This is a genomic window from Kitasatospora sp. P5_F3 (genome assembly GCF_054049135.1).
In genome coordinates this window covers 1-23084 of the sequence record NZ_JBFUMY010000084.1, presented here as the reverse complement: position 1 = coordinate 23084, position 23084 = coordinate 1, and the positions used below count along the sequence as shown (strand labels likewise).

General features: G+C 71.5%; 23 protein-coding genes. 10 read left to right on the top strand and 13 right to left on the bottom strand.

What is annotated here, in order from left to right; translation table 11 throughout:
* Positions 1–1605, top strand: a 1605-nt coding sequence (locus ACXJMZ_RS31985; protein WP_457033512.1) for an SCO7613 C-terminal domain-containing membrane protein, incomplete at its 5' end; no start/stop codon positions are given.
* An 18-nt stretch (positions 1606–1623) separates the two neighbouring features.
* Here ACXJMZ_RS31985 and ACXJMZ_RS31980 read toward each other — a convergent pair.
* The 4 genes from ACXJMZ_RS31980 to ACXJMZ_RS31965 all read right to left on the bottom strand — a co-directional run bounded on the left by ACXJMZ_RS31980 (position 1624) and on the right by ACXJMZ_RS31965 (position 4054).
* Entirely contained in the window at positions 1624–1893 is a 270-nt protein-coding gene (locus ACXJMZ_RS31980) for a hypothetical protein (RefSeq protein WP_457033511.1), read from the bottom strand.
* Positions 1894–1982: 89 nt separating this feature from the next.
* Positions 1983–2558 carry a TerD family protein gene (locus tag ACXJMZ_RS31975; RefSeq protein ID WP_457033510.1) on the bottom strand — a complete coding sequence of 192 codons (576 nt, stop codon included), beginning with the start codon at positions 2556–2558 and terminating at the stop codon, positions 1983–1985.
* Positions 2559–2677: 119 nt separating this feature from the next.
* Positions 2678–3619: a M56 family metallopeptidase gene (locus ACXJMZ_RS31970; RefSeq protein ID WP_457033509.1), complete on the bottom strand. Its 942-nt coding sequence runs from the start codon at positions 3617–3619 to the stop codon at positions 2678–2680.
* A gap of 3 nt (positions 3620–3622) precedes the next feature.
* Positions 3623–4054, bottom strand: a complete 432-nt coding sequence (locus ACXJMZ_RS31965; protein WP_457033508.1) for a BlaI/MecI/CopY family transcriptional regulator — start codon at positions 4052–4054, stop codon at positions 3623–3625.
* A 211-nt stretch (positions 4055–4265) separates the two neighbouring features.
* Between ACXJMZ_RS31965 and ACXJMZ_RS31960 the strand changes: the two genes are divergently transcribed.
* The gene (locus ACXJMZ_RS31960) at positions 4266–4850 is read left to right on the top strand and encodes a TerD family protein (protein WP_457033507.1); all 585 of its coding nucleotides are present in this window, start codon (positions 4266–4268) and stop codon (positions 4848–4850) included.
* Positions 4851–4873: 23 nt separating this feature from the next.
* On the opposite strand, the gene ACXJMZ_RS31955 is transcribed toward ACXJMZ_RS31960, so the two are convergent.
* Genes ACXJMZ_RS31955 through ACXJMZ_RS31940 form a run of 4 tightly spaced genes read right to left on the bottom strand, consistent with a single transcriptional unit; the run spans position 4874 to position 8192 of the window.
* Complete coding sequence (locus tag ACXJMZ_RS31955; RefSeq protein WP_457033506.1) at positions 4874–5737, bottom strand: alpha/beta fold hydrolase; 864 nt, start codon at positions 5735–5737, stop codon at positions 4874–4876.
* Between the two features lie 11 nt (positions 5738–5748).
* Positions 5749–6465 (bottom strand): response regulator, encoded by a 717-nt coding sequence (locus ACXJMZ_RS31950; RefSeq protein WP_457033505.1) that lies wholly within the window; start codon positions 6463–6465, stop codon positions 5749–5751.
* A 23-nt stretch (positions 6466–6488) separates the two neighbouring features.
* On the bottom strand, positions 6489–7643 hold the full coding sequence (locus ACXJMZ_RS31945; RefSeq protein WP_457033504.1) for a sensor histidine kinase: 1155 nt from the start codon (positions 7641–7643) through the stop codon (positions 6489–6491).
* A 24-nt stretch (positions 7644–7667) separates the two neighbouring features.
* Positions 7668–8192, bottom strand: coding sequence for a hypothetical protein (locus tag ACXJMZ_RS31940; protein WP_457033503.1), 525 nt, complete (start codon positions 8190–8192; stop codon positions 7668–7670).
* 172 nt (positions 8193–8364) lie between these two features.
* Here ACXJMZ_RS31940 and ACXJMZ_RS31935 point away from each other — a divergent pair, with 172 nt between their 5' ends.
* Positions 8365–9144: a hypothetical protein gene (locus ACXJMZ_RS31935; protein ID WP_457033502.1), complete on the top strand. Its 780-nt coding sequence runs from the start codon at positions 8365–8367 to the stop codon at positions 9142–9144.
* A gap of 31 nt (positions 9145–9175) precedes the next feature.
* Here the strand turns inward: ACXJMZ_RS31935 and ACXJMZ_RS31930 are convergent, their stop codons facing one another.
* The 3 genes from ACXJMZ_RS31930 to ACXJMZ_RS31920 all read right to left on the bottom strand — a co-directional run bounded on the left by ACXJMZ_RS31930 (position 9176) and on the right by ACXJMZ_RS31920 (position 12626).
* A complete protein-coding gene (locus ACXJMZ_RS31930; RefSeq protein ID WP_457033501.1) occupies positions 9176–9541 on the bottom strand; it encodes a hypothetical protein in 366 nt (121 codons plus the stop codon).
* Between the two features lie 79 nt (positions 9542–9620).
* Positions 9621–11264 carry a phosphoglucomutase (alpha-D-glucose-1,6-bisphosphate-dependent) gene (gene pgm / locus ACXJMZ_RS31925; protein WP_457033514.1) on the bottom strand — a complete coding sequence of 548 codons (1644 nt, stop codon included), beginning with the start codon at positions 11262–11264 and terminating at the stop codon, positions 9621–9623.
* A gap of 165 nt (positions 11265–11429) precedes the next feature.
* A complete protein-coding gene (locus ACXJMZ_RS31920) occupies positions 11430–12626 on the bottom strand; it encodes an Ig-like domain-containing protein (RefSeq protein WP_457033500.1) in 1197 nt (398 codons plus the stop codon).
* A 278-nt stretch (positions 12627–12904) separates the two neighbouring features.
* Here ACXJMZ_RS31920 and ACXJMZ_RS31915 point away from each other — a divergent pair, with 278 nt between their 5' ends.
* Both ACXJMZ_RS31915 and ACXJMZ_RS31910 read left to right on the top strand, forming a co-directional pair.
* On the top strand, positions 12905–13432 hold the full coding sequence (locus ACXJMZ_RS31915) for a peptidylprolyl isomerase (protein WP_457033499.1): 528 nt from the start codon (positions 12905–12907) through the stop codon (positions 13430–13432).
* A 121-nt stretch (positions 13433–13553) separates the two neighbouring features.
* Entirely contained in the window at positions 13554–14654 is a 1101-nt protein-coding gene (locus tag ACXJMZ_RS31910; RefSeq protein WP_457033498.1) for a calcium:proton antiporter, read from the top strand.
* Positions 14655–14985: 331 nt separating this feature from the next.
* Here the strand turns inward: ACXJMZ_RS31910 and ACXJMZ_RS31905 are convergent, their stop codons facing one another.
* Positions 14986–15750, bottom strand: a complete 765-nt coding sequence (locus ACXJMZ_RS31905; RefSeq protein WP_457033497.1) for an SDR family NAD(P)-dependent oxidoreductase — start codon at positions 15748–15750, stop codon at positions 14986–14988.
* A gap of 293 nt (positions 15751–16043) precedes the next feature.
* Here ACXJMZ_RS31905 and ACXJMZ_RS31900 point away from each other — a divergent pair, with 293 nt between their 5' ends.
* The 4 genes from ACXJMZ_RS31900 to mmsB all read left to right on the top strand — a co-directional run bounded on the left by ACXJMZ_RS31900 (position 16044) and on the right by mmsB (position 20529).
* A complete protein-coding gene (locus tag ACXJMZ_RS31900; protein ID WP_457033513.1) occupies positions 16044–16466 on the top strand; it encodes a glycoside hydrolase domain-containing protein in 423 nt (140 codons plus the stop codon).
* A 250-nt stretch (positions 16467–16716) separates the two neighbouring features.
* Positions 16717–17832 carry a multiple monosaccharide ABC transporter substrate-binding protein gene (gene chvE, locus ACXJMZ_RS31895; RefSeq protein ID WP_457033496.1) on the top strand — a complete coding sequence of 372 codons (1116 nt, stop codon included), beginning with the start codon at positions 16717–16719 and terminating at the stop codon, positions 17830–17832.
* Complete coding sequence (gene mmsA / locus ACXJMZ_RS31890) at positions 17754–19295, top strand: multiple monosaccharide ABC transporter ATP-binding protein (protein ID WP_457033495.1); 1542 nt, start codon at positions 17754–17756, stop codon at positions 19293–19295. The genes chvE and mmsA overlap by 79 nt, the downstream gene beginning before the upstream one ends.
* Positions 19296–19299: 4 nt before the next feature.
* Entirely contained in the window at positions 19300–20529 is a 1230-nt protein-coding gene (gene mmsB, locus ACXJMZ_RS31885; RefSeq protein ID WP_457033494.1) for a multiple monosaccharide ABC transporter permease, read from the top strand.
* Positions 20530–20582: 53 nt separating this feature from the next.
* On the opposite strand, the gene ACXJMZ_RS31880 is transcribed toward mmsB, so the two are convergent.
* Positions 20583–22259, bottom strand: a complete 1677-nt coding sequence (locus tag ACXJMZ_RS31880; protein ID WP_457033493.1) for a hypothetical protein — start codon at positions 22257–22259, stop codon at positions 20583–20585.
* A gap of 289 nt (positions 22260–22548) precedes the next feature.
* Here ACXJMZ_RS31880 and ACXJMZ_RS31875 point away from each other — a divergent pair.
* A partial coding sequence (locus ACXJMZ_RS31875; protein WP_457033492.1) for a flavodoxin family protein occupies positions 22549–23084 on the top strand: 536 nt, incomplete at its 3' end.

Here is a 23084-nt window from a genome sequence, read left to right as displayed (position 1 = left end):
CCGCTCGCCCTGCTGGCGGCGCTCGGCCTCGCTGCCGCCCTGCTTCCCGCGGCCACCCTGCCCGCACCCCTGCGCGCCGCCTGGCCGCGCTCCGCGTCGGCCGCCCTCGCCGGAGCCGCCCTGCTGACCGGGCTCGGCGGCAGCCTGCGGTTCGCTCTCCCGGCCGACTGGGCCCCAGCGGCCTACGCCGCCTCCGGGGCACTGCTCGCCGTGGCGGCGGTCATCGCGCTGACCAGGACCGACCCTCAGCACTCCCCCGCCTGGCGCGGCCTGCTCGGCATCGCGGGCACCACCCTCGTCCTGTCCCAACTGCCCGTCCTACCAGCCCTGTTGTACGCCTTCTTCGCCCCGGCCGCCCAGTGGGGCAACACCTGGCTCGGCTTCGGCACCCACTCGGCGTGGCAGCTCGGCGCAGCTCCCTTCGCCCTGCCCTGGCTGCTCGTCGCGGCCCTCGGTGCGGCGGCGGCCCGCTGCGCGAGCACCGGCCACCGGCCGCTCGCCCGGCAGCTGCTCCGCTGGGCGGTGGCGGTCACGACCCCGGTCGTCGTCCTGCTGCCCGCGGTGCTGCACCTGCCGCTCCGGACCGGCGCCACCTGGGCCCTGCTGCTCACCGTCGGCGCCACGGCCGCACTGGTCCGCCGCCCGGCCGACCCGGCCGCCGCGCTCTGGCTGCTCGCCCCGACCACCGTCGCCGCAGTGCTCTGGGCCGGGGCCGACCGGCCGACCACCATCGCCGTCTGGTCCGTACTCGCCGTCCTGGCCGCCCTGTTGGCGGCCACCCTGCCGGCCCCGTGGGCACCGGCTCCCGCCGCCGCCGCCGTCCTGTCCCTCGGGGTGGTCGCCGTCACCGCCGGTGCGACGGCCGGGCTCGCCCCGTACGAGTACGCCTTCGCCGTCCTCGCCGTCACCGCGCTGTCCGTCCCGGTGGCCGCCCGCCGGGGTGGGCCGGTCGGCCTCGCCGTCGAGCTCGCGGGGTACGCGCTGACGCCGGTCGCGCTGGTGCTGACGGCCGGTCACCCGACCGCGCTGAGCCTGCTGCTGGCGGTGGCCGGTGTGCTGGCCCTCGGCGTCGCCGCCCTGCGTCCGGACCGCCGCCGCTGGGCCGGATCGGCCGCCACGGCGCTGCTGATCCTCTCCTCCTGGGTCCGCCTCGTCCTCGCCGACGTGACCGCACCCGAGCCGTACACGCTGAGCGTCGCGGCGGCCGCCCTGACGATCGGTCACCTGCACCGCCGCCGCACCCCGTCGGCCCCGTCCTGGACCAGCTACGGACCGGGTCTCGGCGCGGCCCTGCTGCCCAGCCTGCTCGCCACCTGGACCGACCCGCACTGGCTGCGCCCGCTGCTGCTCGGCGCCTTCGCCCTGGCCCTGACGGTCTTCGGCGCCCGCCGGCTGCTCCAGGCCCCGCTGGTCCTCGGCGCCGCCGCGCTGCTGCTGGTGGCCGTCCACGAACTGGCCCCGCTGCTGGTGCAGTTCCTGGACGTGCTGCCCCGCTGGCTTCCGCTGGCCGCCGCCGGTCTGCTCCTGCTGGTCCTCGGCGCCACCTACGAGCAGCGGCTGCGCGACGCCCGCCGGGCGCGCGACGGGCTGCGCCGGATGGCCTGAGGCCGTACGACCTGACGCTCAGAGGCCGTGCGACGGCAGCAGGCTGACCCGGTCCGGGTCGTACGGCAGCCAGCGGGCCGCCGAGCCGTCGCCCATCACCCGGAGTCTGCACCAGAGTTGACCGTCCCCGGCCTGCCACCAGGCGTTGATCCGGCCGACCGCCCACCGGCCGTCCTCGAACCGGACCTCGACGGGCTGGAAGACCGGCCGGGTCTCCTGCTCCGGAGGTGACCACGCCGTCGCGTCGGAGTGCCCGGCCGGACCGGGTTGTTCCTGGGGAGCGTGCACCGCTGTCCTTTCGGGCACCTGCGGGCGGCCGCCCCGGCTCTCGCGCGGTCGGCGCGCGAGCCGGGGTGACCGGCCGGACGGTGGAGGGGTCAGACGTTGACGCCGAAGTCCTGGGCGATGCCGCGCAGTCCGGAGGCGTAACCCTGGCCGATCGCCCGGAACTTCCACTCCTCGCCGTTGCGGTAGAGCTCGCCGAAGATCATGGCCGTCTCGGTGGAGGCGTCCTCGGTGAGGTCGTAGCGGGCGATCTCCGTACCGTCGGCCTGGTTGACCACCCGGATGAAGGCGTTGCGGACCTGGCCGAAGCTCTGCTGCCGGTTGTCGGCGTCGTAGATCGACACCGGGAAGGCGACCTTGGCCACGTCGGCCGGGACGGCCGCGAGGTCGACCTTGATCTGCTCGTCGTCGCCGTCACCACCACCGGTGAGGTTGTCACCGCTGTGCTCGACCGAACCGTCGGGGCTCTTCAGGTTGTTGAAGAAGACGAAGTGCTGGTCGGTCAGCACCCGGCCGCTCGCGTTGCACAGCAGCGCGCTGGCGTCGAGGTCGTGGGCCGCACCGGTCGTCGTGCGGACGTCCCAGCCGAGACCCACGATGACGGCGGTGAGGCCGGGCGCCTCCTTGGTCAGCGATACGTTGCCACCCTTGGCGAGCGAGACTCCCACGGTGCCCCTCCTGAAGTTCCCGGCCGGGTTCCGGAAGCCCCGGCGGCTGAGCTGTGAAATCTACAGCACTGTAGAACCTGGGCCGAAGCCGAGCCCCTCGCCACAGCACTGACGTCCGGTCAGCCCAGCGGGTTCATCGGCACCACGTGCAGCACCAGCAGCAGCGCCACGCATGCGTTCAGCGAGGACACCGCGGACACCGTGGTCCCCACCGCCGCGACCAGGGCGGCCAGGCCGGTACGGCTGTGCGCCGGCGGCCAGCCGCGCAGGCCGGGCCCGGGGGCCAGCAGGGCGGCGATCCGGCGCGGGACCGGTCCGGGCGCGGCGAATCCGGCCAGCCCGACAGGTACGGCCGACGGCCCGGCGAGCGCCGCCCGGCCCACCGCACGGGCCGTCAGGCGGCGGTCGCCCACGGCCTGGGCGGCCTCCTCGTCGGCCCAGCGCTCCGCGCTGAAGGAGACCGCCTCACGCAGCGGGCGCAGGAACGGATTGACGGCGGCGGCCAGCCGGACCACCAGCAGGTAGCGGTGGTGACGACCGCTCAGGTGGGCCCGCTCGTGCGCGATCAGCGCGCCCTGTTCGTCCGCGTCCAGGCAGGCCAGCATCCCGGTCGAGACGGCGATCCGGCCCGGGCGGCCGGGGACGGCGTACGCGTAGGGCGCGTCGTCGGGCAGCACCACCACGTCCGCGCTGCCGGGCMGCGCGGCCAGGGCGCGTCGGGCACCGGACACGACCCGCCGGTGCCGCCACCCGGCGACGGCCACCGCGAGGACCACCGCGAGCAGGGCGGCGATCGAGGCCGTCCCCACCGCCTCGTCGTAGGGCACCACCTCCCGGACCTCCGGGTCGGCCCACGCGTCGGGCAGCGGGTTGCCGGGGATCTGCGCGGTGCCCACCACACCGAGCAGCACCAGGCAGAGCGTGCTGCAGAGTCCGAGGATCGCCGCCAGACCGGTGAGCAGGCGCGCCGCGGTGCGCGGATGCAGGTGCTGCTCGGCCAGCCGGGCGATCGGCAGCGCCGTCAGCGGCAGGATCAGCGGCAGGAACACGAAGACCCCCACCGCTCAGCCCTCCCGCCCAGCCGGGTCGGCCTCGGCCCGGTCGGTCCCGGCGGGCTCGGTCCCGGCCAGCAGCGAGCGGATCAGCTGCTCGTCGTGCGGCGACAGGGCGGTGACGAAGCTGGCCAGCACCGCGTCGCGGTCGGCCTCGCGGTCGAGCACCCGGCGCATCCGCAGCGCGGCCAGACCGGCGCCGTCGGCGGCCGGTGTCCACAGGTAGGAGCGGCCGTCCCGGACCCGGGTCACGGCGCCCTTCTCGTGCAGCCGGGACAGGATGGTGATCACCGTCGAGTACGCCAGCTCGCCGTCGAAGTTCTCCTGCACCCAGGCCGCGGTGACCGGTGCACCGGCCCGGCCCAGCACCCGGAACAGCGCGGCTTCGAGCTCGCCCTGCCCGCGCCTGCGGCCCTGGTCGGCGCCCTCCACGCCCTGCGTCATGACGTCTCCCTCGGTCCGGTACCGCGCGGCACGGCGGCCGTTCATCCTAACGGCCGGGTCCGGATCTACACTGCTGTAGATCCGACGCGCCATCAGCGCACTGGACCACCCGATCGCCCCGGCTGCAACGGATTGCGCCCGTCGGGAGTTGACAGGGTGGAGTACTCGGCGGGGTCGCGCCCCGGACATGTCCGCAAAGGAGAGAGTCACCGTGAGTGTGAACCTGGGCAAGGGCGAAGGAATCAGCCTGCGCAAGTCCGACGGCGGTGCCCTCAGCGTGGTGCGGATGGGTCTGGGCTGGCAGGCGGCGGCCCGCAAGGGGTTCCTCGCCAAGCTGATGGCCCGTGAGATCGACCTGGACGCCTCGGCGGTGCTGTTCGCCGCCGGCCACCAGCTGGTGGACACGGTCTACTTCAACAACCTCACCAGCAAGGACGGCTCGGTCCGCCACACCGGCGACAACCTGGTCGGCGGCGCGGTCAAGGGCGGCGACGACGAGTCGATCCTGGTGGACCTCCAGCGGGTCCCCACGCAGGTCGAGCAGATCGTCTTCACGGTGAACTCCTTCACCGGCCAGACCTTCGAGGCCGTCCAGGACGCCTTCTGCCGCCTGGTGGACGAGAGCAACGGGCAGGAGCTCGCCCGCTACACCCTCACCGGCGGCGGCCCGTACACCGCCCAGATCATGGCCAAGGTCCAACGCACCGCCACCGGTTGGCAGATGACCGCCATCGGCGCCCCCGCCACCGGCCGCACCTTCAAGGACCTGCTGCCCGCCATCACCCCGCACCTGTAGCCGACGACGTCCGGGCCCGGCCGCTACCGCCCGGCGGCCAGGAACGCCGTCACCTCGGCGACGAACCGCTCCGGCTCCTCCACCCACGGCCGGTGCCCGGACTCCGTCATGACCTCCAGCCGGCTGCCGGGGTGGCACTCCGCCACCTGCCGCGCCGGTACCGTCCCGATCAGGCCGTCCGCCGCACCGGCCAGTACCAGCACCGGAGTCGACCCGGCCGACAGCCGGGCCAGCCGACCCGCCAGCTCCCCGGGTCCTGGGGTTCCCGCGTAGAAGGCGTCCCGCAGCCACGGCACCGAACTCGCGTGCCCGTGGCGGTACTCCGCCAGCCGCTCCCGGCTCCACCGGTACCAGGAGAACGGCAGGGCCCAGACCTGGAGGACGGCGAGTTCGGCGTCGACGGCCACCCCCTCGGCCAGCCGGCGGTCCGCCTCCGCCGCCTTCTCGTACCAGGGCTCGCCCGAGCGCGACGCCTTCAGCTCCGCCAGCTCCACCGGGTCGGGTTCACGCCCGACCCGGCCCACCGGGGTGACCAGCACCGCACGCCGCACCCGGCCCGGGTACGCGGCCAGGTACTCCTGCGCGGTCAGGCAGCCCGCCGAGTGGGCGAGCAGGTCGAACTGCTCCAACCCCAGGTGGAGCCGCAGCTCCTCCACGTCCCGCGCCTGCGCGACGAACGACACCGTGCTCCGGTCCGGGGGCACCTCGGACCGCCCGGCGGCCCGCCCGTCCATGAAGATCAGCCGGCGCTGCCCGTCCAGCCCGCCGAGGTCGCCCAGGTACCGCGAGTCCGTCCCCGGCCCGCCGCCCAGGACCACCAACGGGTCACCTGCACCGGCCGGTTCGTACCAGATTCCGACATGGTCGTACGAGGAGAAGATCGGCATGCGGGCAACGATCACACACTGGACCCGCCCCCGGGGCCGTTTTTCGCACCCGAGGGGCCCGGACCGCCCGGGGTGACCAGGCCGGACTCGTACGCGAACACCACCGCCTGGGCCCGGTCGCGCAGGCCGAGCTTGGCCAGGATGCGGCTGACATGAGTCTTGACGGTCTGTTCGACCACCACCAGGGCCTGCGCGATCTCGGCGTTCGACAGCCCCTGGGCGATCAGCTCCAGCACCTCGGTCTCCCGCGGCGTCAGGCCGGCCGCCCTCCGGGCCTGCTCGCCGGGCGGCGGGGCCGGGCGCCCGGCGGCGAAGTCCGCGATCAGACGGCGGGTCACCGAGGGGGCGAGCAGCGCGTCACCGGCGGCCACCACCCGGACGGCGTGCACCAGTTCCTCGCCCGGCGCGTCCTTGAGCAGGAAGCCACTGGCACCGGCCCGCAGCGCCTCGTAGACGTACTCGTCCAGGTCGAAGGTGGTCAGCATCAGCACCTTCGGCCGGTCGCCGGGCCCCTGGAGCAGGCGGCGGGTGGCCTCCAGACCGTCCATCACCGGCATCCGGACATCCATCACCACCACGTCCGGGTCCAGCCGCGCGACCGCCTCCAGCGCGGCGGCGCCGTCGGCCGCGTCGCCCACCACGTGCAGGCCCTCGTGCGCGTCGAGCAGGGCCCCGAAGCCCTGCCGGACCATGGCCTGGTCGTCGACGATCAGGATGCTGGTGCTCACTGTTCCGTTCCCCCTGTCCGTGCTCACTTCACCGGCAGAGGCAGGTCGGCCGTCACGGTGAACCCACCGTCAGGTCCGGCCCCGGCCGAGAACTCACCGTCGAGCACGGCCACCCGCTCCCGCATACCCATCAGACCATGACCGTCCCCGCCGCCCGCAGCGGCCTGGCGCTCGGCGCCGGGGCCGTTCCGGACGGTGATCCGCAGCAACGCGGCGGTGCGGTGCACCCGGACCTCCACCGCAGCGCCCAGGGCGTGGCGCCGGGCGTTGGACAGCGACTCCTGGACGATCCGGTAGGCGCAGACCCCGACCGTCGCGGGGACGGTCTCCAGCTCGCCGACCACCTCCAGGGTCACCCCGGCCCCGGACTCCCGTACCAGAGCGGCGAGTTGGCCCAGCTCCGGCTGCGGCACCCGGGCCGCCGCCTCCTCGCCGCGCAGCAGGCCGAGCAGGCGGCGCATGTCGGTCAGGGCGTCCCGGGCGGCGCCGCTGACGGCCCGGAACTCGTCGCGGACCTCGGGGCTGCACTCCGGCAGCCGGTAGGGGGCGGTCTCCGCCCGGACGGCAATCAGCGACATGTGATGGGCCACCACGTCGTGCAGCTCGCGGCCGATCCTGGCGCGCTCCTCCAGCAGGGCCCGCCTGGTCCGCTCCAGCTCGCTGATCTGCTCCTGCTCCGCGAGTCTGACCCGGGTCAGCGCCCGGTCGCGCAGCACCTCGGCCGCGATCAGTGCCAGCCCGGTCGCGATCACCACGGGCAGCAGACCGGACCAGGTGCCGCGTCCGGGCAGCGCCGCCAGCAGGGCTGCCGTACCGGCCGGCAGGGCCAGGCCCATCACGGTGCAGACCCGCCGGGAGACCCGGCTGCCGGACAGCACCAGCACGGCGGTCAGCGCGGCCAGGCTGGTCACCGCCATCGGCCAGGGCTCGGCCGCCGAGGTCGGCCGGGTGAGCACGGCGGTGAGCACGACCGCCGCCGCCGACAGCGCGAAGGCGAGCACCGGACGGGTCCGGCTCCAGAGCAGCGGCAGCGCCCGGGCGAGGCTGAGTGCCAGGGCCGATCCGGCGTCGAGGGCGTAGTGCTGGTCCAGGTCGGCCCAGCCCACGCAGGTCAGGGCGAGGGCGGCGGCCGGCAGCGCGGCGGCCCGCAGCCGTCGGCGGGTGGGTTCGCTGCTCATCGTCGGCCCTGAAACAGTCACGGCTCAGGCCTCCGAACCGGTGCCCAGCAGGCGGACGGCGAGGCGGCTCTGACCGGTGGTCAGCAGCCGGACCACCGGCAGCAGGACCGCCAGCGTGAGCACACCCACCGCGAAGTGCGCGGCCCACGCACCCGCCATGGTCGGGCCGCCCCAGGCCTTGGACACGTCGTTGCCCCACTCGGCCAGGGGGTAGCAGAGCCCGCGGACCAGGACATCCGCCCACAGCACCCCGGTCAGCCCGGCGGCGAGCAGCTGCAACGGCAGGGCGAGCACGCTGTGGGCCACCGTACGCACCAGGCTGCCCCGGACCGGCTCGCCGATCGGGGCGTCCAGCAGCCGTACGGCCAGGCCGCGTTGCAGCCGATGCGCGGTGGCGGACCGCCCGACCAGAGCCGGCGGCAGCGACACCAGGCCCACCGGCAGGGCGGCCAGCGCGTACGCCGACCGGCGCCAGGTGTAGCTGCCGAGCAGCCAGTTGAGCTTCGCGGAACCGGGCGCGGTGGTGGTGATCGAGGGTGCGGTGGTCATCGGAACTGCTCCTCCTACGGGCTTGGCCTGTTGAGGAAGACGCTAGTTTTCGAACCGCCCACGGACGTCACGCCATGGAGCGAACCTTCTCCCCCCTACCCGGGTAGGGGGTTCGCGGGGCGTGGACAGGATTGGCGGTGCGAACAACCAGGTCACCCGCTAGGGTCAGCCGGTGATCGAATCGACGGAGCAGCCCCGCAGGACCGGTTGGGCACTCGCAGCGGAGAGACTGACGGCCTGCTGGTGGCAGCTGCTGCTGGTGGAGTTCCTGTTCGCCGGGGCCGGCTGGATCGTGCTCACCCTCTGCCTGGTGTTCACCGGAACCGACCTGCTGACTGCCCGCGACGCGCTGTTGCTCGCTGCGGGTGGGCTCGGTGCCGCCTGGAGCTGGTCGGCCAAACTGCGGATCCTGGACGGCGGCCACGGCATCCTGTCCGCGCTCCGGCCCGACCTGCGGCGGATCGGGTGGCTGGCGGCCTGGCTGGCCGCACTGGACGTCACCGGTCTGCTGGATCTCCTGTCCAGCGTCGACCTCGCGACCTATGCCGACCTCGTCCAATCGCCCGCGATAGGCGCGGTTCATCTGGGCGGCCTCTACCTGCAGTTCGCGGGCGCGCTGCTGCCGATGGCGATCCTGCTGGAGGGACGAGGCGTCCGCCGGGCCTGGCAGCTGACCCACGGTGGCCGGCGCACGGTCCTGTGGGTGCTGCCCGTGGTGGTGCTGGGCGCCATCGCGTCTGCGGTCTCGCGGCAGGTGCAGGTCGGCACGCTGCTCCAGCACCCCATGCCGTCCTATCTCCCCCTGGTCCTGGCAGGAACACTGCTGACCGGAGTTCTGCTGGGCGCGCTCAGCGCGGTGTTCCTGTACGTGGCCTACCGGCAGTGCCCGCCCGGTACCGCCGCCGGCCTGGAGCAGGACAGGCCTGCCGCGACGGTGCCGAGCGCGGCCTGAACCGTTGTGGCCCAGGCCGTACTCGGGCCGGCTACTGGTCGGTGTAGCTGAGGTCGCCGACCGTCCAGCTGCTGATGTCGGCGATCGCGATCCGGTACATCCCGCCGGTGTGCGGCAGGCCGTAACTGCCCTGCAGGATCCGGGCGAGGTGCAGGTGCAGATGGGTGGGCGGGGCGGCGGCGCTGTCAGGACCGGGGGTCGTGAAGAGGCTGGCGAAGGGTTTGAGGTGGTCCGAAGCCGCGAGGACTTCGGCGATCCGTTCCCGCCAGAGGCTCTGCGGGGCGAGCCGTCCGGTGATGACGGCGCCGGGGACGACCACGGTCAGGGGCATCTGATTGCTGTGCTCGGACTCCACCATCGCGGCGATGTCGACGAGCAGCCCATCGGGGTTCGACATGTATGGATTCTAGCCGGGACCGACCCTGAGACCGGCCCGCCGTGCCCCCGGCAACCCGGGAGCACGGCGTGACCCCGCGTCAGACCGAGCCCAGCGCCTCGCCGACCAGCGCCCGGGCCTCCTCCTGCACCTGGGCCAGGTGCTCCGCCCCGTGGAAGCTCTCGGCGTAGATCTTGTACACGTCCTCGGTGCCGGACGGCCGGGCCGCGAACCAGGCGTTCTCGGTGCAGACCTTGAGCCCGCCGATCGCCGCGCCGTTGCCGGGTGCCTCGGTGAGCACGGCGGTGATCGGCTCACCGGCCAGCTCGGCGGCCTTCACCTGCTCGGCCGACAGCTTGGCCAGCGCCGCCTTCTGCACCCGGTCGGCCGGGGCGTCCACCCGGGCGTAGGCCGGGGCGCCGAAACGGTCCGTCAGTTCGCCGTAGTGCTGGGACGGCGTGCGGCCGGTGACGGCGGTGATCTCGGCGGCCAGCAACGCGAGCAGGATGCCGTCCTTGTCGGTGGTCCACACCCCGCCGTCGCGCCGCAGGAACGAGGCCCCGGCCGACTCCTCCCCGCCGAACGCGACCGATCCGCCCAGCAGCCCGTCGACGAACCACTTGAACCCGACCGGCACCTCGACCAGTTCGCGCTTCAGCTCGCCGGCCACCCGGTCGATCATCGACGAGGACACCAGGGTCTTGCCGACCGCTGCCCCGGCCGGCCAGTCCTTGCGGTTCCGGTAGAGGTAGTCGATCGCCACCGCGAGGTAGTGGTTGGGGTTCATCAGACCGCCGTCCGGCGTGACGATGCCGTGCCGGTCGGCGTCCGCGTCGTTGCCGGTGGCGATGGTGTACTCGTCCCGACGGCCGATCAGCGAGGCCATCGCGTACGGGGAGGAGCAGTCCATCCGGATCTTGCCGTCCCAGTCCAGCGACATGAAGCGCCAGGCCGGATCGGTCAGCGGGTTGACCACCGTCAGGTCGAGCCGGTGCGTCTCGGCGATCCGGCCCCAGTACGCCACCGACGCCCCACCGAGCGGGTCCGCCCCGATCCGGACCCCGGCGGACCGGATCGCGTCCAGGTCCAGCACCGAGGGCAGGTCCTCGGTGTACGTGCCGAGGAAGTCGTAGCGCCCGGTGGTGTCCGCCGCCAGCGCGCGGGTGTACGGCATCCGCCGGACGTCCGCGAGCCCGCCCCGGATCAGCTCGTTGGCCCGGTCCTGGATCCACCCGGTGGCGTCCGAACCGGCCGGACCGCCGTGCGGCGGGTTGTACTTGAAGCCGCCGTCGGCGGGCGGGTTGTGCGAGGGCGTGACCACGATGCCGTCGGCCCGCCCGGCCGGGTTGCTCCGGTTGTGGGTGAGGATCGCGTGCGACACGGCGGGGGTCGGCGTGTAGCCGTCGGCGCTGTCGAGCAGCACGGTCACGCCGTTGGCGGCCAGCACCTCGATGGTGGTGACCCGGGCGGGCTCGGAGAGCGCATGGGTGTCGATGCCGAGGAAGAGCGGCCCGGTGATGCCCTGGGCCGCCCGGTACTCGCAGATCGCCTGGGTGGTCGCGGCGATGTGGTCCTCGTTGAAGGCGGTGTCCAGCGAGGACCCGCGGTGCCCGGAGGTGCCGAAGGCGACCTGCTGCCCGACCTCCGCCGGGTCCGGGCGCAGCGCGTAATAGGCCGTCACCAGCCGGGCCACGTCGACCAGATCCTGCGGCTCGGCCTGCCGGCCTGCCCGTGCGTGCACCATCATGTCCTCTTTCGTCCGTCCGCGCTGCCCGCCTGCGGGGCGGACCTCCCGGCAGGCAGCCTAACCGGGCTTCGGCCGCCCGCTGTCCGGCATCGAAGCAGCTGCGGCCGACGCGCCGCTGAGCAGCCGGACAACGTCAGGTCAAGCCTCGGCGCCGCCCGGTGGCTACCACTTGCTCCACTCGATGTTCCAGCCGCTCATACCGTTGGCCGGGTCCACCGGCTGGCCGACCGAGTTCTTCACCGTCACCACGTCGCCCACCATGGCCGCGTCGTAGAACTTGCCGCCCGGCAGGTCGGACCGGCCGTCACCGGCGCCGTCCAGCAGACCGATGCAGCCGTGGCTGATGTTCTGCCGGCCGAAGATGCTCGGGGCGGCGTTCTTCCCGTGCACGTAGGTGCCGGTCGGGGTGAGCCGCAGGGCGTGCGGCATCTCCACTCGGTAGTCCGCGCCCTCGTGGTTCACCACCGTGCTGGAGTCCATCACGGCGGTGCCTTCCTTCGCCATCACCACCATGGTGCCGTTGAAGGTGTTCTGTGAGGCCGGGGAGCTGGCGCCGGCGCTGATCGGTACCGTCTCGTCGGGCTTGCCGTCCTCCTGCACCAGCATCTGCTTGCTGCTCGCGTCGGCGGTGCTGATCCGCGAGCGGCCGACCGTGAAGGTCTGGTCCTTGTCCACCTCGCCGTAGACACCCGGTGCGGTCTCCACGCTCTTCAACCGGTACTTGACGGCCACCTTGCTCTGCGGCTTCCAGTACTTCTCGGGGCGGAAGTCGACCCGCTGCGCGCTGAACCAGTGCGGCTTGACCACCGTGCCGTCGCCGGTCTCGATGACCACCGCCTGCTCCACCGCCGCCCGGTCCTTGACCGGCACCTTGAACTCCAGCGAGACGATCATGCCGACCCCGTACGTCCCGCCGTCGGCGATGTTGTCGACCGGCCCGGCGCCCTTGGCGGGCGTCAGCGTGCTGAAGCCGCCCTGGAGAGCGGCCGCCACCCCGTTCGCGTCCACGGCGTGCGCGTTCACCTGGTACTCGGTGGACACCGCGAGGTTTCCGGTCGGCGTCCAGCCGGAGCCGTCCACCGTGAAGGTCCCGGGCACCGCAGCGCCGCCCTTCGCCGCGACCTGCACCTCCGTCAGTTTCCCGCCCTGCACCGAGACCTTGAGCGCCCCGGCCGGCTTGACGCCGGTACTGCCGTTGCCCGGCTCGATGCTGATCACCGCCGAGGAGGTCTTCGACGCGGACGGACTCGCCGACACCGTCTGCCCCGCCTTCGGTGCGCCGCCTCCCGAGCACGCCGCCGTCAGCGCCAGTACGCCGCCGAGCGCGCCGGTGGTGAGTGCCCTGCCAAATCGCTTCATGCGTCCCTCTCCCAAGGTGTCGTTCCCTCAACACCACGCGCGAAGCATACGAAGAGGTTCTGCCGCTCTCCCAACAGTTCGGCCACGGAACCGCCGCTCACCCGGGGTGCGGCGGCATGACGACCCAGTGAACGATCTTGAGGAACCGTCACCGGCCGCTCCCCGGGCCCGGCGCCCTGACCCACTCGTGCGGGTGAGATCTCGTGTCATTGCCCCGAGTTCGTCGGCCCGGCCGGGAGACTGGCCGGGCCAAGTAGCCCGCACACCGAAGGATCGTCATGGCGGAAGAGCTGTACGCGACGTTGAAGACCAGTCAGGGCGACATCGAGGTCCGGCTGTTCCCGGACCACGCCCCGAAGACGGTGCGCAACTTCGTCGAGCTGGCGAAGGGCGACCGCGAGTGGGTCGACCCGCAGACCGGGAAGCCGAGCACCGACCCGCTGTACGACGGGACGGTGTTCCACCGGGTCATCGAGGGCTTCATGATCCAGGGCGGCGACCCCCTGGGCAACGGCACGGGCGGGCCCGGCTACAAGTTCGCCGACGAGTTCCACCCTGACCTCGCCTTCACCAAGCCCTACCTGCTGGCCATGGCCAACGCGGGCCCGGGCACCAACGGATCCCAGTTCTTCATCACCCTCTCGCCCACCACCTGGCTCACCGGCAAGCACACCATCTTCGGCGAAGTCACCAACGACGCCGGCAAGAAGGTCGTCGACACCATCGGTACCACCGACACCAACCCCCGCACCGACCGCCCGATGAACGACATGATCATCGAAAAGGTCGTCATCGAGACCCGCTGACCCCGGCACCGTCGCGCAGCGGAGTCCATCTCCTGCGCGCTGAGCACTTTCTCCCGTCCGCCGACACGCCGAGGTCGGCGGGCCCACCGCCTGGGCGGCCCGGCCCTGGAAAACTCGGGGGATGATCGCCAAGGCCCGCAGTGAAGCCCTGCAGTGGACCACCCTCGCTCCCGCACTCGCCTTCGTCCTGCTCGCCCTGACCTGGGGCAGATCGCTGCCCACCGCACTGGTGGTGCTGGTCGCGCTGTTCCTGGCGGCGGCCGTACTCGCGGCAGTGCACCACGCGGAAGTGATCGCGCACCGGGTCGGCGAACCGTTCGGCTCGCTGGTGCTGGCGGTCGCGGTGACCATCATCGAGGTCGCGCTGATCGTGACGCTGATGGCCGACGGCAGCGAGAAGAACGCCACCCTGGCGCGGGACACGGTGTTCGCGGCGGTGATGATCACCTGCAACGGCATCGTCGGGCTGTGCATCCTGGTCGGCGCGCTCCGGCACCGGGTGGCGGTCTTCAACCCGGAGGGCACCGGGGCCGCCTTCAGCGCGATCGCCACCCTGGCCACGCTCAGCCTGGTGCTGCCGACCTTCACCACCAGCAAGCCGGGCCCGCAGTTCTCCACCACCCAACTGGTCTTCGCGGCAACCGCCTCGCTGATCGTCTACGGGCTCTTCGTCTCCACCCTGACCGTCCGTCACCGCAACTACTTCCTGCCGTTGACCGCCGAAGGCAAGGTCCTGGACGCCGACGACCACGCCGAACCCCCCACCGCCCGGGCTGCCTGGTCCAGCCTCGCCCTGCTGGGCGTCGCCCTGGTCGCGGTGGTCGGGCTGGCCAAGGGCGTCTCCCCCACCATCGAACGGGTGGTCGCCGACGCCGGCCTGCCCGCCTCGGTGGTCGGCGTGGTGATCGCCATGCTGGTCCTGGCCCCCGAGACCATCGCCGCCGTCCGCTCCGCCGCCCGGGACCGGATGCAGACCAGCCTCAACCTCGCCCMCGGCTCGGCCCTCGCCAGCATCGGCCTGACCATCCCCGCCGTCGCGGTCGCCTCCGCCTGGCTCAGCGGTCCCCTGGTCCTCGGCCTCGACGCAACCCACATGATCCTGCTCGCCCTCACCATCGCCGTCGGCACCCTCACCGTCATGCCCGGCCGAGCCACCCCCCTCCAGGGCGGCGTCCACCTCACCATCATGGCCGCCTTCCTGGTCCTAGCCGTCAGCCCCTGAGTCTCACCCGCCCGCCCTGGGGCGGTGCCGTCAAAGAGAGTTGGGCGCCGACACCGTCCACGAGCTGCAATGGCGGGTGCGCGAGGCGGAGGACGGGCTCCTCGCCGCGAGCGACGAGGACGACCGCGAGCTGTTCCGGACCCTGCTACGACGAGTCGCCTGCAGCCTCGGCCACCCGAGCCGTGCGACGTCGGCACCGACCCCTGAGACGGCGCCGAGCCCGGCCGACCGGCCCGGTGAGGACCAACCGAGACCAGGTCGCTTCCGGGTGCGGGGGTGCGCTGGTGGCAGCGGGCACGACCGCCACCCTCACCAGGGGCCCGTACGTCTGCTAGCGGCCCAGTACCGCGCCGCCGTTGAGGCCGATCACCTGTCCTGTGAGGTAGCCGGCCGCGGGGGAGGTCAGATAGCTGACGGCGGTGGCGACGTCCTCGGGGGTGCCGGCCCGGCCGACCAGGGTGTCGGCGATCTTGCCGGCGTGGAACTCCGGGGTCCAGTCCGCGCCGAAGATCTCGGTATCCGACACGTAGCCGGGTGCCAGCACGTTGACCGTGATGCCGTCCGGCCCCAGCTGTCGAGCCAACCCGAACGCCCAGCCGTGCAGCGCGGCCTTGGCGGCCGCGTAGGAGCCGGCCGAGTGCGGGCCGGCACCGCCGCGTTGGGCGGCGGCCGAGCTGATCACGACCAGCCGTCCGCCTGGGCGGCGCAGCTGGTCGAGCAGCGCGGTGGTGAGCAGTACAGCGGTCAGCAGGTTGGTGTCCAGGTCCCGTCGCCAGGCGTTGGCCAGCGCGTCGAGGCTCCCGTCGGCGGGCTGGGTGATCACCGCTCCCGCGTTGTTGACCAGGGCGTCGACCGGGCCGATGTCCGCGATCGCGCGTGCGGCGTCGTTCACCTGGGCTGGGACGGTCAGATCGGCCGCGATCGGCACCACACGGGGAACACCCACAGCGTGGTCGATCTCGACTCGGGCTCGTTCCAGTACGTCGATGCGCCTGCCGAGAATGACCACCCGGTTCCCGGCTGCGGCGAGCTCGCGGGCGATCGCCTTCCCGATTCCCGTCCCACCACCAGACACCACCGCGACTCGCTGCTGCATCGCCTACCCCGCCCTCGTCCATGATCGCCTTCGGCCTGTCAGCCTAGTGCTGCACCGCGTCAGATCACTGAGGGTGCGCCTGTCCAGGCGGTCGGGGCGTTGAAGTCGGCTACGTCGGTGACAACTGAGCGGCCAGGCCGCTTGCGGCCAGGCGTCCTCTTGGCCGCGGCCAGTCCCGTGGTCCTCTTCGGCCCCCGGCCGCCGCACGCAGCGACTGGGTGTCGACGATCGCCAGGCACGGATCCTCTGATCGGCGGGCCCGCTCGCGCACCTGACACCACAGCAGTGCCTGAATCCGCTGGTCCAGCCCGTGTTCACGTCACAGAGCGGTTCTGGTAGAACAGCGCGTTCACGACCTCCCGCAGGTCGGACGAACTCGCATCCCCGGTCGCCTCCGCCTGACTCAGCGGTCCCCTGGTCCTGGGCCTCGACTCCACCAGCAGGGGTACGTCGCCGGCACGTACGCCTACGCCGCCTCCTCGGCGGCCGCGATAGCCCGCGCCGCCCAGCAGGGCGCCCCGGACATGCCGGCCGCCCTCTGGTACGCGCAGTACGACGGCCAGGCCGACACCTCTGCCGGCTTCCCCTTCGGCAGCCAGTGGAACGGCCACCGGCGTGGCCACCAGTACCTGGTCAACCAGAAGGAGACCCACGGCGGAGCCGCCGTCACGGTCGACCGCATCGCCTGGGACGCACCCGTGGCGGTCATCGGCTGACCGCTGCTTCGTCGAGCTGCGCCGCGGTGACCTCGCGGCCCGCAGGACCTCCGCCGTGCCCAGAACCATCAGCCAGTCGTCCTCCATGGTCCCCCATCCCCCGAGCGATTGTTAGCGCTAACAACCGTTGCGTCAAGCCGACGGCACGAGACGAAACGGTGACCCGCAGAGCCCTTGACGGGGTTTCTGTGAGCGTTAACACTCAGAGTCCGCCGCCCCACCCGAGCGGCGCAGCCACCTTGGAGGAACAGTGCGGAAGCTCTCGATCGGACTCGCTGCGGCGGGCCTCTCGCTCACCCTGGCGGCCTGCGGCCAGAGTGCCAACGGCGTCGGCGACGCGGCGGCCAAGGGCGGCGGGGACGCCAAGGGCGCACTGATCGGAATCGCGATGCCGACCAAGTCGTCGGAGCGCTGGATCAACGACGGCAACAACATCGCCAAGGAGTTCCAGGCGAAGGGCTACAAGACCGACCTCCAGTACGGCGACAACGTGGTGGAGAACCAGGTCTCGCAGCTCGAGAACATGATCACCAAGGGCGCCAAGCTGCTGGTGATCGGCGCCATCGACGGCTCCTCGCTCACCAACGTGCTGCAGAAGGCCGCCGACGCCAAGATCCCGGTGATCTCCTACGACCGCCTGATCCGCGGCACCAAGAACGTCGACTACTACGCCACCTTCGACAACTTCAAGGTCGGTGTGCTGCAGGGCAGTTACATCGTCGACAAGCTCGGCCTCAAGGACGGCAAGGGCCCGTTCAACCTCGAGCTGTTCGCCGGCTCCCCGGACGACAACAACGCCAACTTCTTCTTCAACGGTGCGATGAGCGTGCTCAAGCCGTACATCGACGACAAGAAGCTGGTCGTGCAGAGCGGCCAGAGCGCCTTCAACCAGGTCGCCACCCTCCGCTGGGACGGCGGGCTCGCGCAGTCGCGGATGGACAACCTGCTGAGCAAGTCCTACACCTCGGCCTCGGTGGACGCGGTGCTCTCGCCGTACGACGGCATCTCGATCGGCATCATCTCCTCGCTCAAGGGCGTCGGCTACGGCTCGGGCAAGAAGCTGCCGATCGTCACCGGGCAGGACGGCGAGCTGGCCTCGGTCAAGTCCATCATCGCCGGCGAGCAGACCCAGACCGTCTACAAGGACACCCGCGAACTCGCCAAGGTGGCCGTCCAGATGGGCGACGCGCTGCTCACCGGTGGCAAGCCGGAGGTCAACGACACCAGCCAGTACGAGAACGGCGCCAAGACGGTGCCCGGGGCCCCCCGGCGAACGGAAGCACCATCATGGCCGGACCCATCCTGGAGATGCGTTCGATCACCAAGACCTTCCCCGGCGTCAAGGCGCTCTCGGACGTCAACCTGAGCGTCGCGCCCGCCGAGGTGCACGCGATCTGCGGCGAGAACGGCGCGGGCAAGTCCACCCTGATGAAGGTGCTCAGCGGGGTCTACCCGCACGGCTCCTACCAGGGAGAGATCGAATTCCAGGGCGAGCCCTGCGAGTTCAAGGACATCCGGGCCAGCGAGCGCCGCGGCATCGTGATCATCCATCAGGAACTCGCCCTGGTGCCGTACCTCTCCATCGCGGAGAACATCTTCCTCGGCAACGAGCACGCGGGCCGCGGCTTCATCAACTGGAACCGCACCCTGACCCACGCCCAGCAACTGCTCAAGCGGGTCGGCCTGGACGAGAGCCCGCACACCCGGGTCACCGACATCGGCGTGGGCAAGCAGCAGCTGGTCGAGATCGCCAAGGCCCTGGCCAAGGAGGTCAAGCTGCTGATCCTGGACGAGCCGACCGCCGCGCTGAACGACGAGGACAGCCGCAAGCTGCTCGACCTGATCCTGGAGCTCAAGGCCCAGGGCATCGCCTGCATCGTCATCTCGCACAAGCTGAACGAGATCGCCCGGGTCGCCGACTCGGTCACCATCCTCCGGGACGGACAGACCATCGAGACCATCCCGGTCGAGGGCATCACCGAGGACCGGATCATCCGGGGCATGGTCGGCCGCGACCTCGAGCACCGCTACCCCGAGCGGACCCCCGAGATCGGCGAGATCGCGCTGGCCATCGAGGACTGGACGGTGCAGCACCCGCTCGACCACCAGCGCAAGGTGGTCGACGGCGCCTCGGTCAACGTCCGGCACGGCGAGATCGTCGGCATCGCGGGACTGATGGGCGCCGGGCGTACCGAGCTGGCGATGAGCGTCTTCGGCCGCTCCTACGGTCGGTACACCGGCGGCCGCGTGCTGCTGGACGGCAAGGAGATCCGCACCCGTACGGTGCCGGAGGCGATCGGCCACGGCATCGCGTACGTGACCGAGGACCGCAAGCAGCTCGGGCTCAACCTGATGGACGACATCAGCCGCAACATCTCGCTGAGCGCGCTCGGCAAGGTGGCCCGGCGCGGCTGGGTGAACCGGCACGAGGAGACCAAGGTCGCCGAGTCGTTCCGGAAGTCCATGAACATCAAGGCCCCCTCGGTGTTCGCGGAGACCGGCAAGCTCAGCGGTGGCAACCAGCAGAAGGTCGTCCTCAGCAAGTGGATCTTCACCGAACCCGAGGTGCTGATCCTGGACGAGCCGACCCGGGGCATCGACATCGGCGCCAAGGCCGAGATCTACACGGTGATCGCCGATCTCGCCGCCCAGGGCAGGGCGGTGCTGGTGATCTCCTCCGAACTGCCCGAGCTGCTCGGTCTCTGCGACCGGATCTACACCATGGCCGAGGGCCGGATCACCGGTGAGGTGGACCGCTCCGAGGCGACCCAGGAATCCCTGATGCGGCTGATGACCCAGACCGCGGACCAACGACACGAGCAGGTGTAAGGCAATGGCCCAGACGACCGAGTCCCCCAAGGCGCCGGTGCTACCGAAGACCGAACGCGCCTCCACCGGAGCGCTGTTGGTCCGAGCCCTGCGGGGCAACGTCCGGCAGTACGGCATGCTGGTGGCACTGGCTCTGATCGTGCTGCTGTTCCAGTTCTGGACCGACGGCATCCTGCTCCAGCCGCTCAACATCACCAACCTGATCCAGCAGAACGGCTACATCCTGATCCTGGCGATCGGCATGATGATCGTCATCATCGCCGGCCACATCGACCTCTCGGTCGGATCGCTGGCCGCCTTCGTCGGGGCCGCCTCGGCGGTGATGATGGTCAAGCACGACATGCCCTGGCCCGTCGCGCTGGTGGCGGCCCTGCTGATCGGCGGACTCGCCGGTGCCTGGCAGGGCTTCTGGATCGCCTACATCGGCATCCCGTCCTTCATCGTCACGCTCGCGGGCATGCTGCTGTTCCGCGGCGGCACCCAGATCCTGCTCCAGGGCCAGTCGATCGCCCCGTTCCCGACCGGCTTCCAGAAGATCGGCAGCGGCTTCCTCCCCCAGGTCGGGCCGAGCACCAACTACCACAACCTGACCCTGCTGATCGGCGCGGCGGTGCTCGCGATCGCCGTGCTCCAGGAGGTCCGGGGGCGTCGCCAAGCCGCCTCGTACGGGCTGGAGTTGCTGCCCGTCGGGCTGTTCGCGGCCAAGCTCGCGGCGATCACCGCGGCCGTCGCGGTCTTCACCATGCTGCTCGCCAGCTACCACGGCGTGCCGATCGTGCTGCTGATCCTGGGCGGCCTGCTGGTCGGCTTCGGGTACCTGATGCGCAACTCGATCCTCGGCCGGCACACCTACGCGATCGGCGGCAACGAGGCGGCGGCGAAGCTGTCCGGCGTCAAGAGCAAGCGCGTGGTCTTCCTCGCCTTCGTCAACATGGGCGTGCTCGCCGCACTGGCCGGCCTGGTCTTCGCCGCCCGCCTCAACGCCGGCACCCCGCAGGCCGGCATCAACTTCGAACTGGAGGCGATCGCCGCCGCCTTCATCGGCGGCGCGTCCGCCACCGGCGGCGTCGGTACCGTGCTCGGCGCCATCATCGGTGGCCTGGTGCTCGGCGTCCTCAACAACGGCATGTCACTGGTGGGCATCGGTACCGACTACCAACAGGTCATCAAGGGACTGGTCCTGCTCGCCGCCGTCGGCTTCGACGTCTACAACAAGCGCAAGGTCGGCTCCTGACCCGAGGTCAGGCAGCCTCCGGTACCCGGCGAGGTCACTGCGCTGACCAGCCCTCAGCCCAACGTGATCACCGTGCGGGTGCCGGCCGCGAGGGCCTGCAGGTAGCTGGCGAACGCGGCCCGGTCCACGTTGCCCTTCTCCGCGAGGGTGGCGCCGCTCATGGTCAGCCCGGTCACCTCGAAGGTGGTCCACCTGGCCTGCGGGAACGCGGCCTCCACCTCCGGGGTCCGCTCGGCGAACTTGAACCTGCCGCCGTCCTCGATCACCTGGACGATCTGCTGCTGCACCCACCCGCGGGCGGCCCGCTGGTTCGCCGTGTCGAGCTCGTCCCAGTACGTCTTGAACAGGTCCTCGGCCTCGTCACTCGACTCGCTCGACTCCGACACCGAGTCTGCGGCGTCCGTCCCGGCCACGGGCACATCCGACCCCGCCGACTGCGCGGCCTGCCGCAGGCGCTCCCGGTACTTCGCCACCCAGGCCGCCAGCGGGTCGGCCGGATCGCCGGGCCGCCCCGGCACCTTCCAGTCCGCCAGGGTCTCGTTGGTCACGGTGCTCAGCATCCGCTGGGCGTCCTGATTACCTTCGAGCCGCGCCCAGAGCGCCAGCCTGGCCGCCGGAGACGCCGAGACGCCGAAGTCCATGCAGGCGTTGATGGCGTCCCGGTAGGCATCGACCGTCTGGGCCTCGACCTCGCCGTACTCGGAGAGGTCGGTCCTCAGGGCCGCACCCTCGAACCAGCCGACCGGCTGGTCGGCGGAGTCGGCCAGCTGCCGGTACCGCCGCACCACCGGGACGACCCCGGCCGCCCAGAACCCGATCAGCCGGTTGTCGGCGGCCTGCCGCTGCTCCTCCGGAGAGAGGGCCGCCCAGGCGTCGCAGCGCTGCTGCGTGGTGGCGGCGAAGAAGGAGTCGACGAACCGGTCCAGCGCGGTCACGGGGTCCTGCCGAAGCTCCGCCACGATCGTCCCGCGGGACTTCTCCGGCACTCCGTACAGGTAGTTGAGGAAACTCCCGGCCGTCAGCTTCCTGCGCTGTTCCCGAGCGTCGTGGAGCATCAGCAGCTCGTCCAGCGACTTGGACGAGGCCACGATGAACGCGGCCTCGCGGGCACCGGGGACGCTGGTCGCGAGCCGGTGGAACGCGGGGATCTCCTCGTCCGGGTCGGCCGTGATCCGCTCGTACCAGTCCTTGGCCTTCTTGAGGTACTCCTCCAGGTGGGCGTTCGCACCCGTGTACGCCAGGGTCGACGGGAAGACCGTCGTCATCGGGGCCAGCCCGGACCGCCGCTCACTGCCCAGGCAGAAGGCCAGCCGGATGTCGTTGTCGGCATCGGTGATCCGGCCCAGCAGGCCGTCGCACCGGTGCTGTCCGGCCCCGTGCTGTCCGGCCCCGCAGCCCGCCACGTCGGTGCAGAGCTGGGTCTCCGTCATGAACCGCTCGTCGTAGCCGACGTAGATGATCTTGTTCTTCACCGAGTCGACGGTCCGCATCCGCTGGAACTCGGGATGCGTGAGCGGGCCGACCCGGTAGTTGTGGATCGCCGCGATCCGACCGCCCGTCGAGTCGTACGTCGTCACCGACTCGTAGCCGCCGGGCTGGGCCAGCACCGCCATGCCGATCGTGATGGCGAGCACCGTGTCGACGCCCGCGTAGATCCCCACCTTCCCGCCGGCGGGAACGAAGGTGTCCGGCTCGCTGTAGTTTCCGTGGCCCATGATGAAAGTCGTCAACTGCTGCTCCCGGCTGGTGGTCCACCGGCCCGTCGGAACGGGCCCCCCGCACAGCAATGTAGGGGAAATGCCAGCTGCTGTAAGGGTTTTGTGTGCACCGGCCCGAGCCTGGCGCCCGGTCCGTCCCGCCCGCGACACCCGGGCCTCCCCGGCTGCCTCAGGCTGATGGCCCAGTCCGCTGTGCGGTGCGGCCGACACCCTGGTGGGGTGGGAGGCGGAGCCAGCGAGACCAGCGCAGCGTCGGGCCACGGTGCCCGTCGGCCTGCCGTACCCCAGGGAGACCCTGCCGATGTCGGAGCCAGTCGCGTCCTACGGTGACCTGCGTGCCTTGGTGATCAACTGCACGCTCAAGCGGTCCCCCGAGCGGAGCCACACCCAGGGGCTGATCGACGTCAGCACCGGCATCCTGGAGCGCCAGGGCGTCCAGGTCGACGTCATCAGGGCGGTGGACCTCGACATCGCGACCGGCGTCTGGCCCGACATGACCGAGCACGGCTGGGAGACCGACCACTGGCCGGTCCTCTACTCCCAGGTGATGGCCGCCGACATCCTCACCCTGGCCGGGCCGGTCTGGCTGGGCGACAACTCCTCCGTCATGAAGAAGGTCGTCGAGCGGCTCTACGCCTGCTCGTCGGTCCTCAACTCCCAGGGGCAGTACGCCTATTACGGCCGGGTCGGCGGCTGCCTGATCACCGGCAACGAGGACGGCGCCAAGCACTGCGCGATGAACGTCCTGTACAGCCTCCAGCACCTCGGGTACACCGTCCCGCCGCAGGCCGACGCCGGCTGGGTCGGCCCGGCCGGGCCCGGCCCCTCCTACCTCGA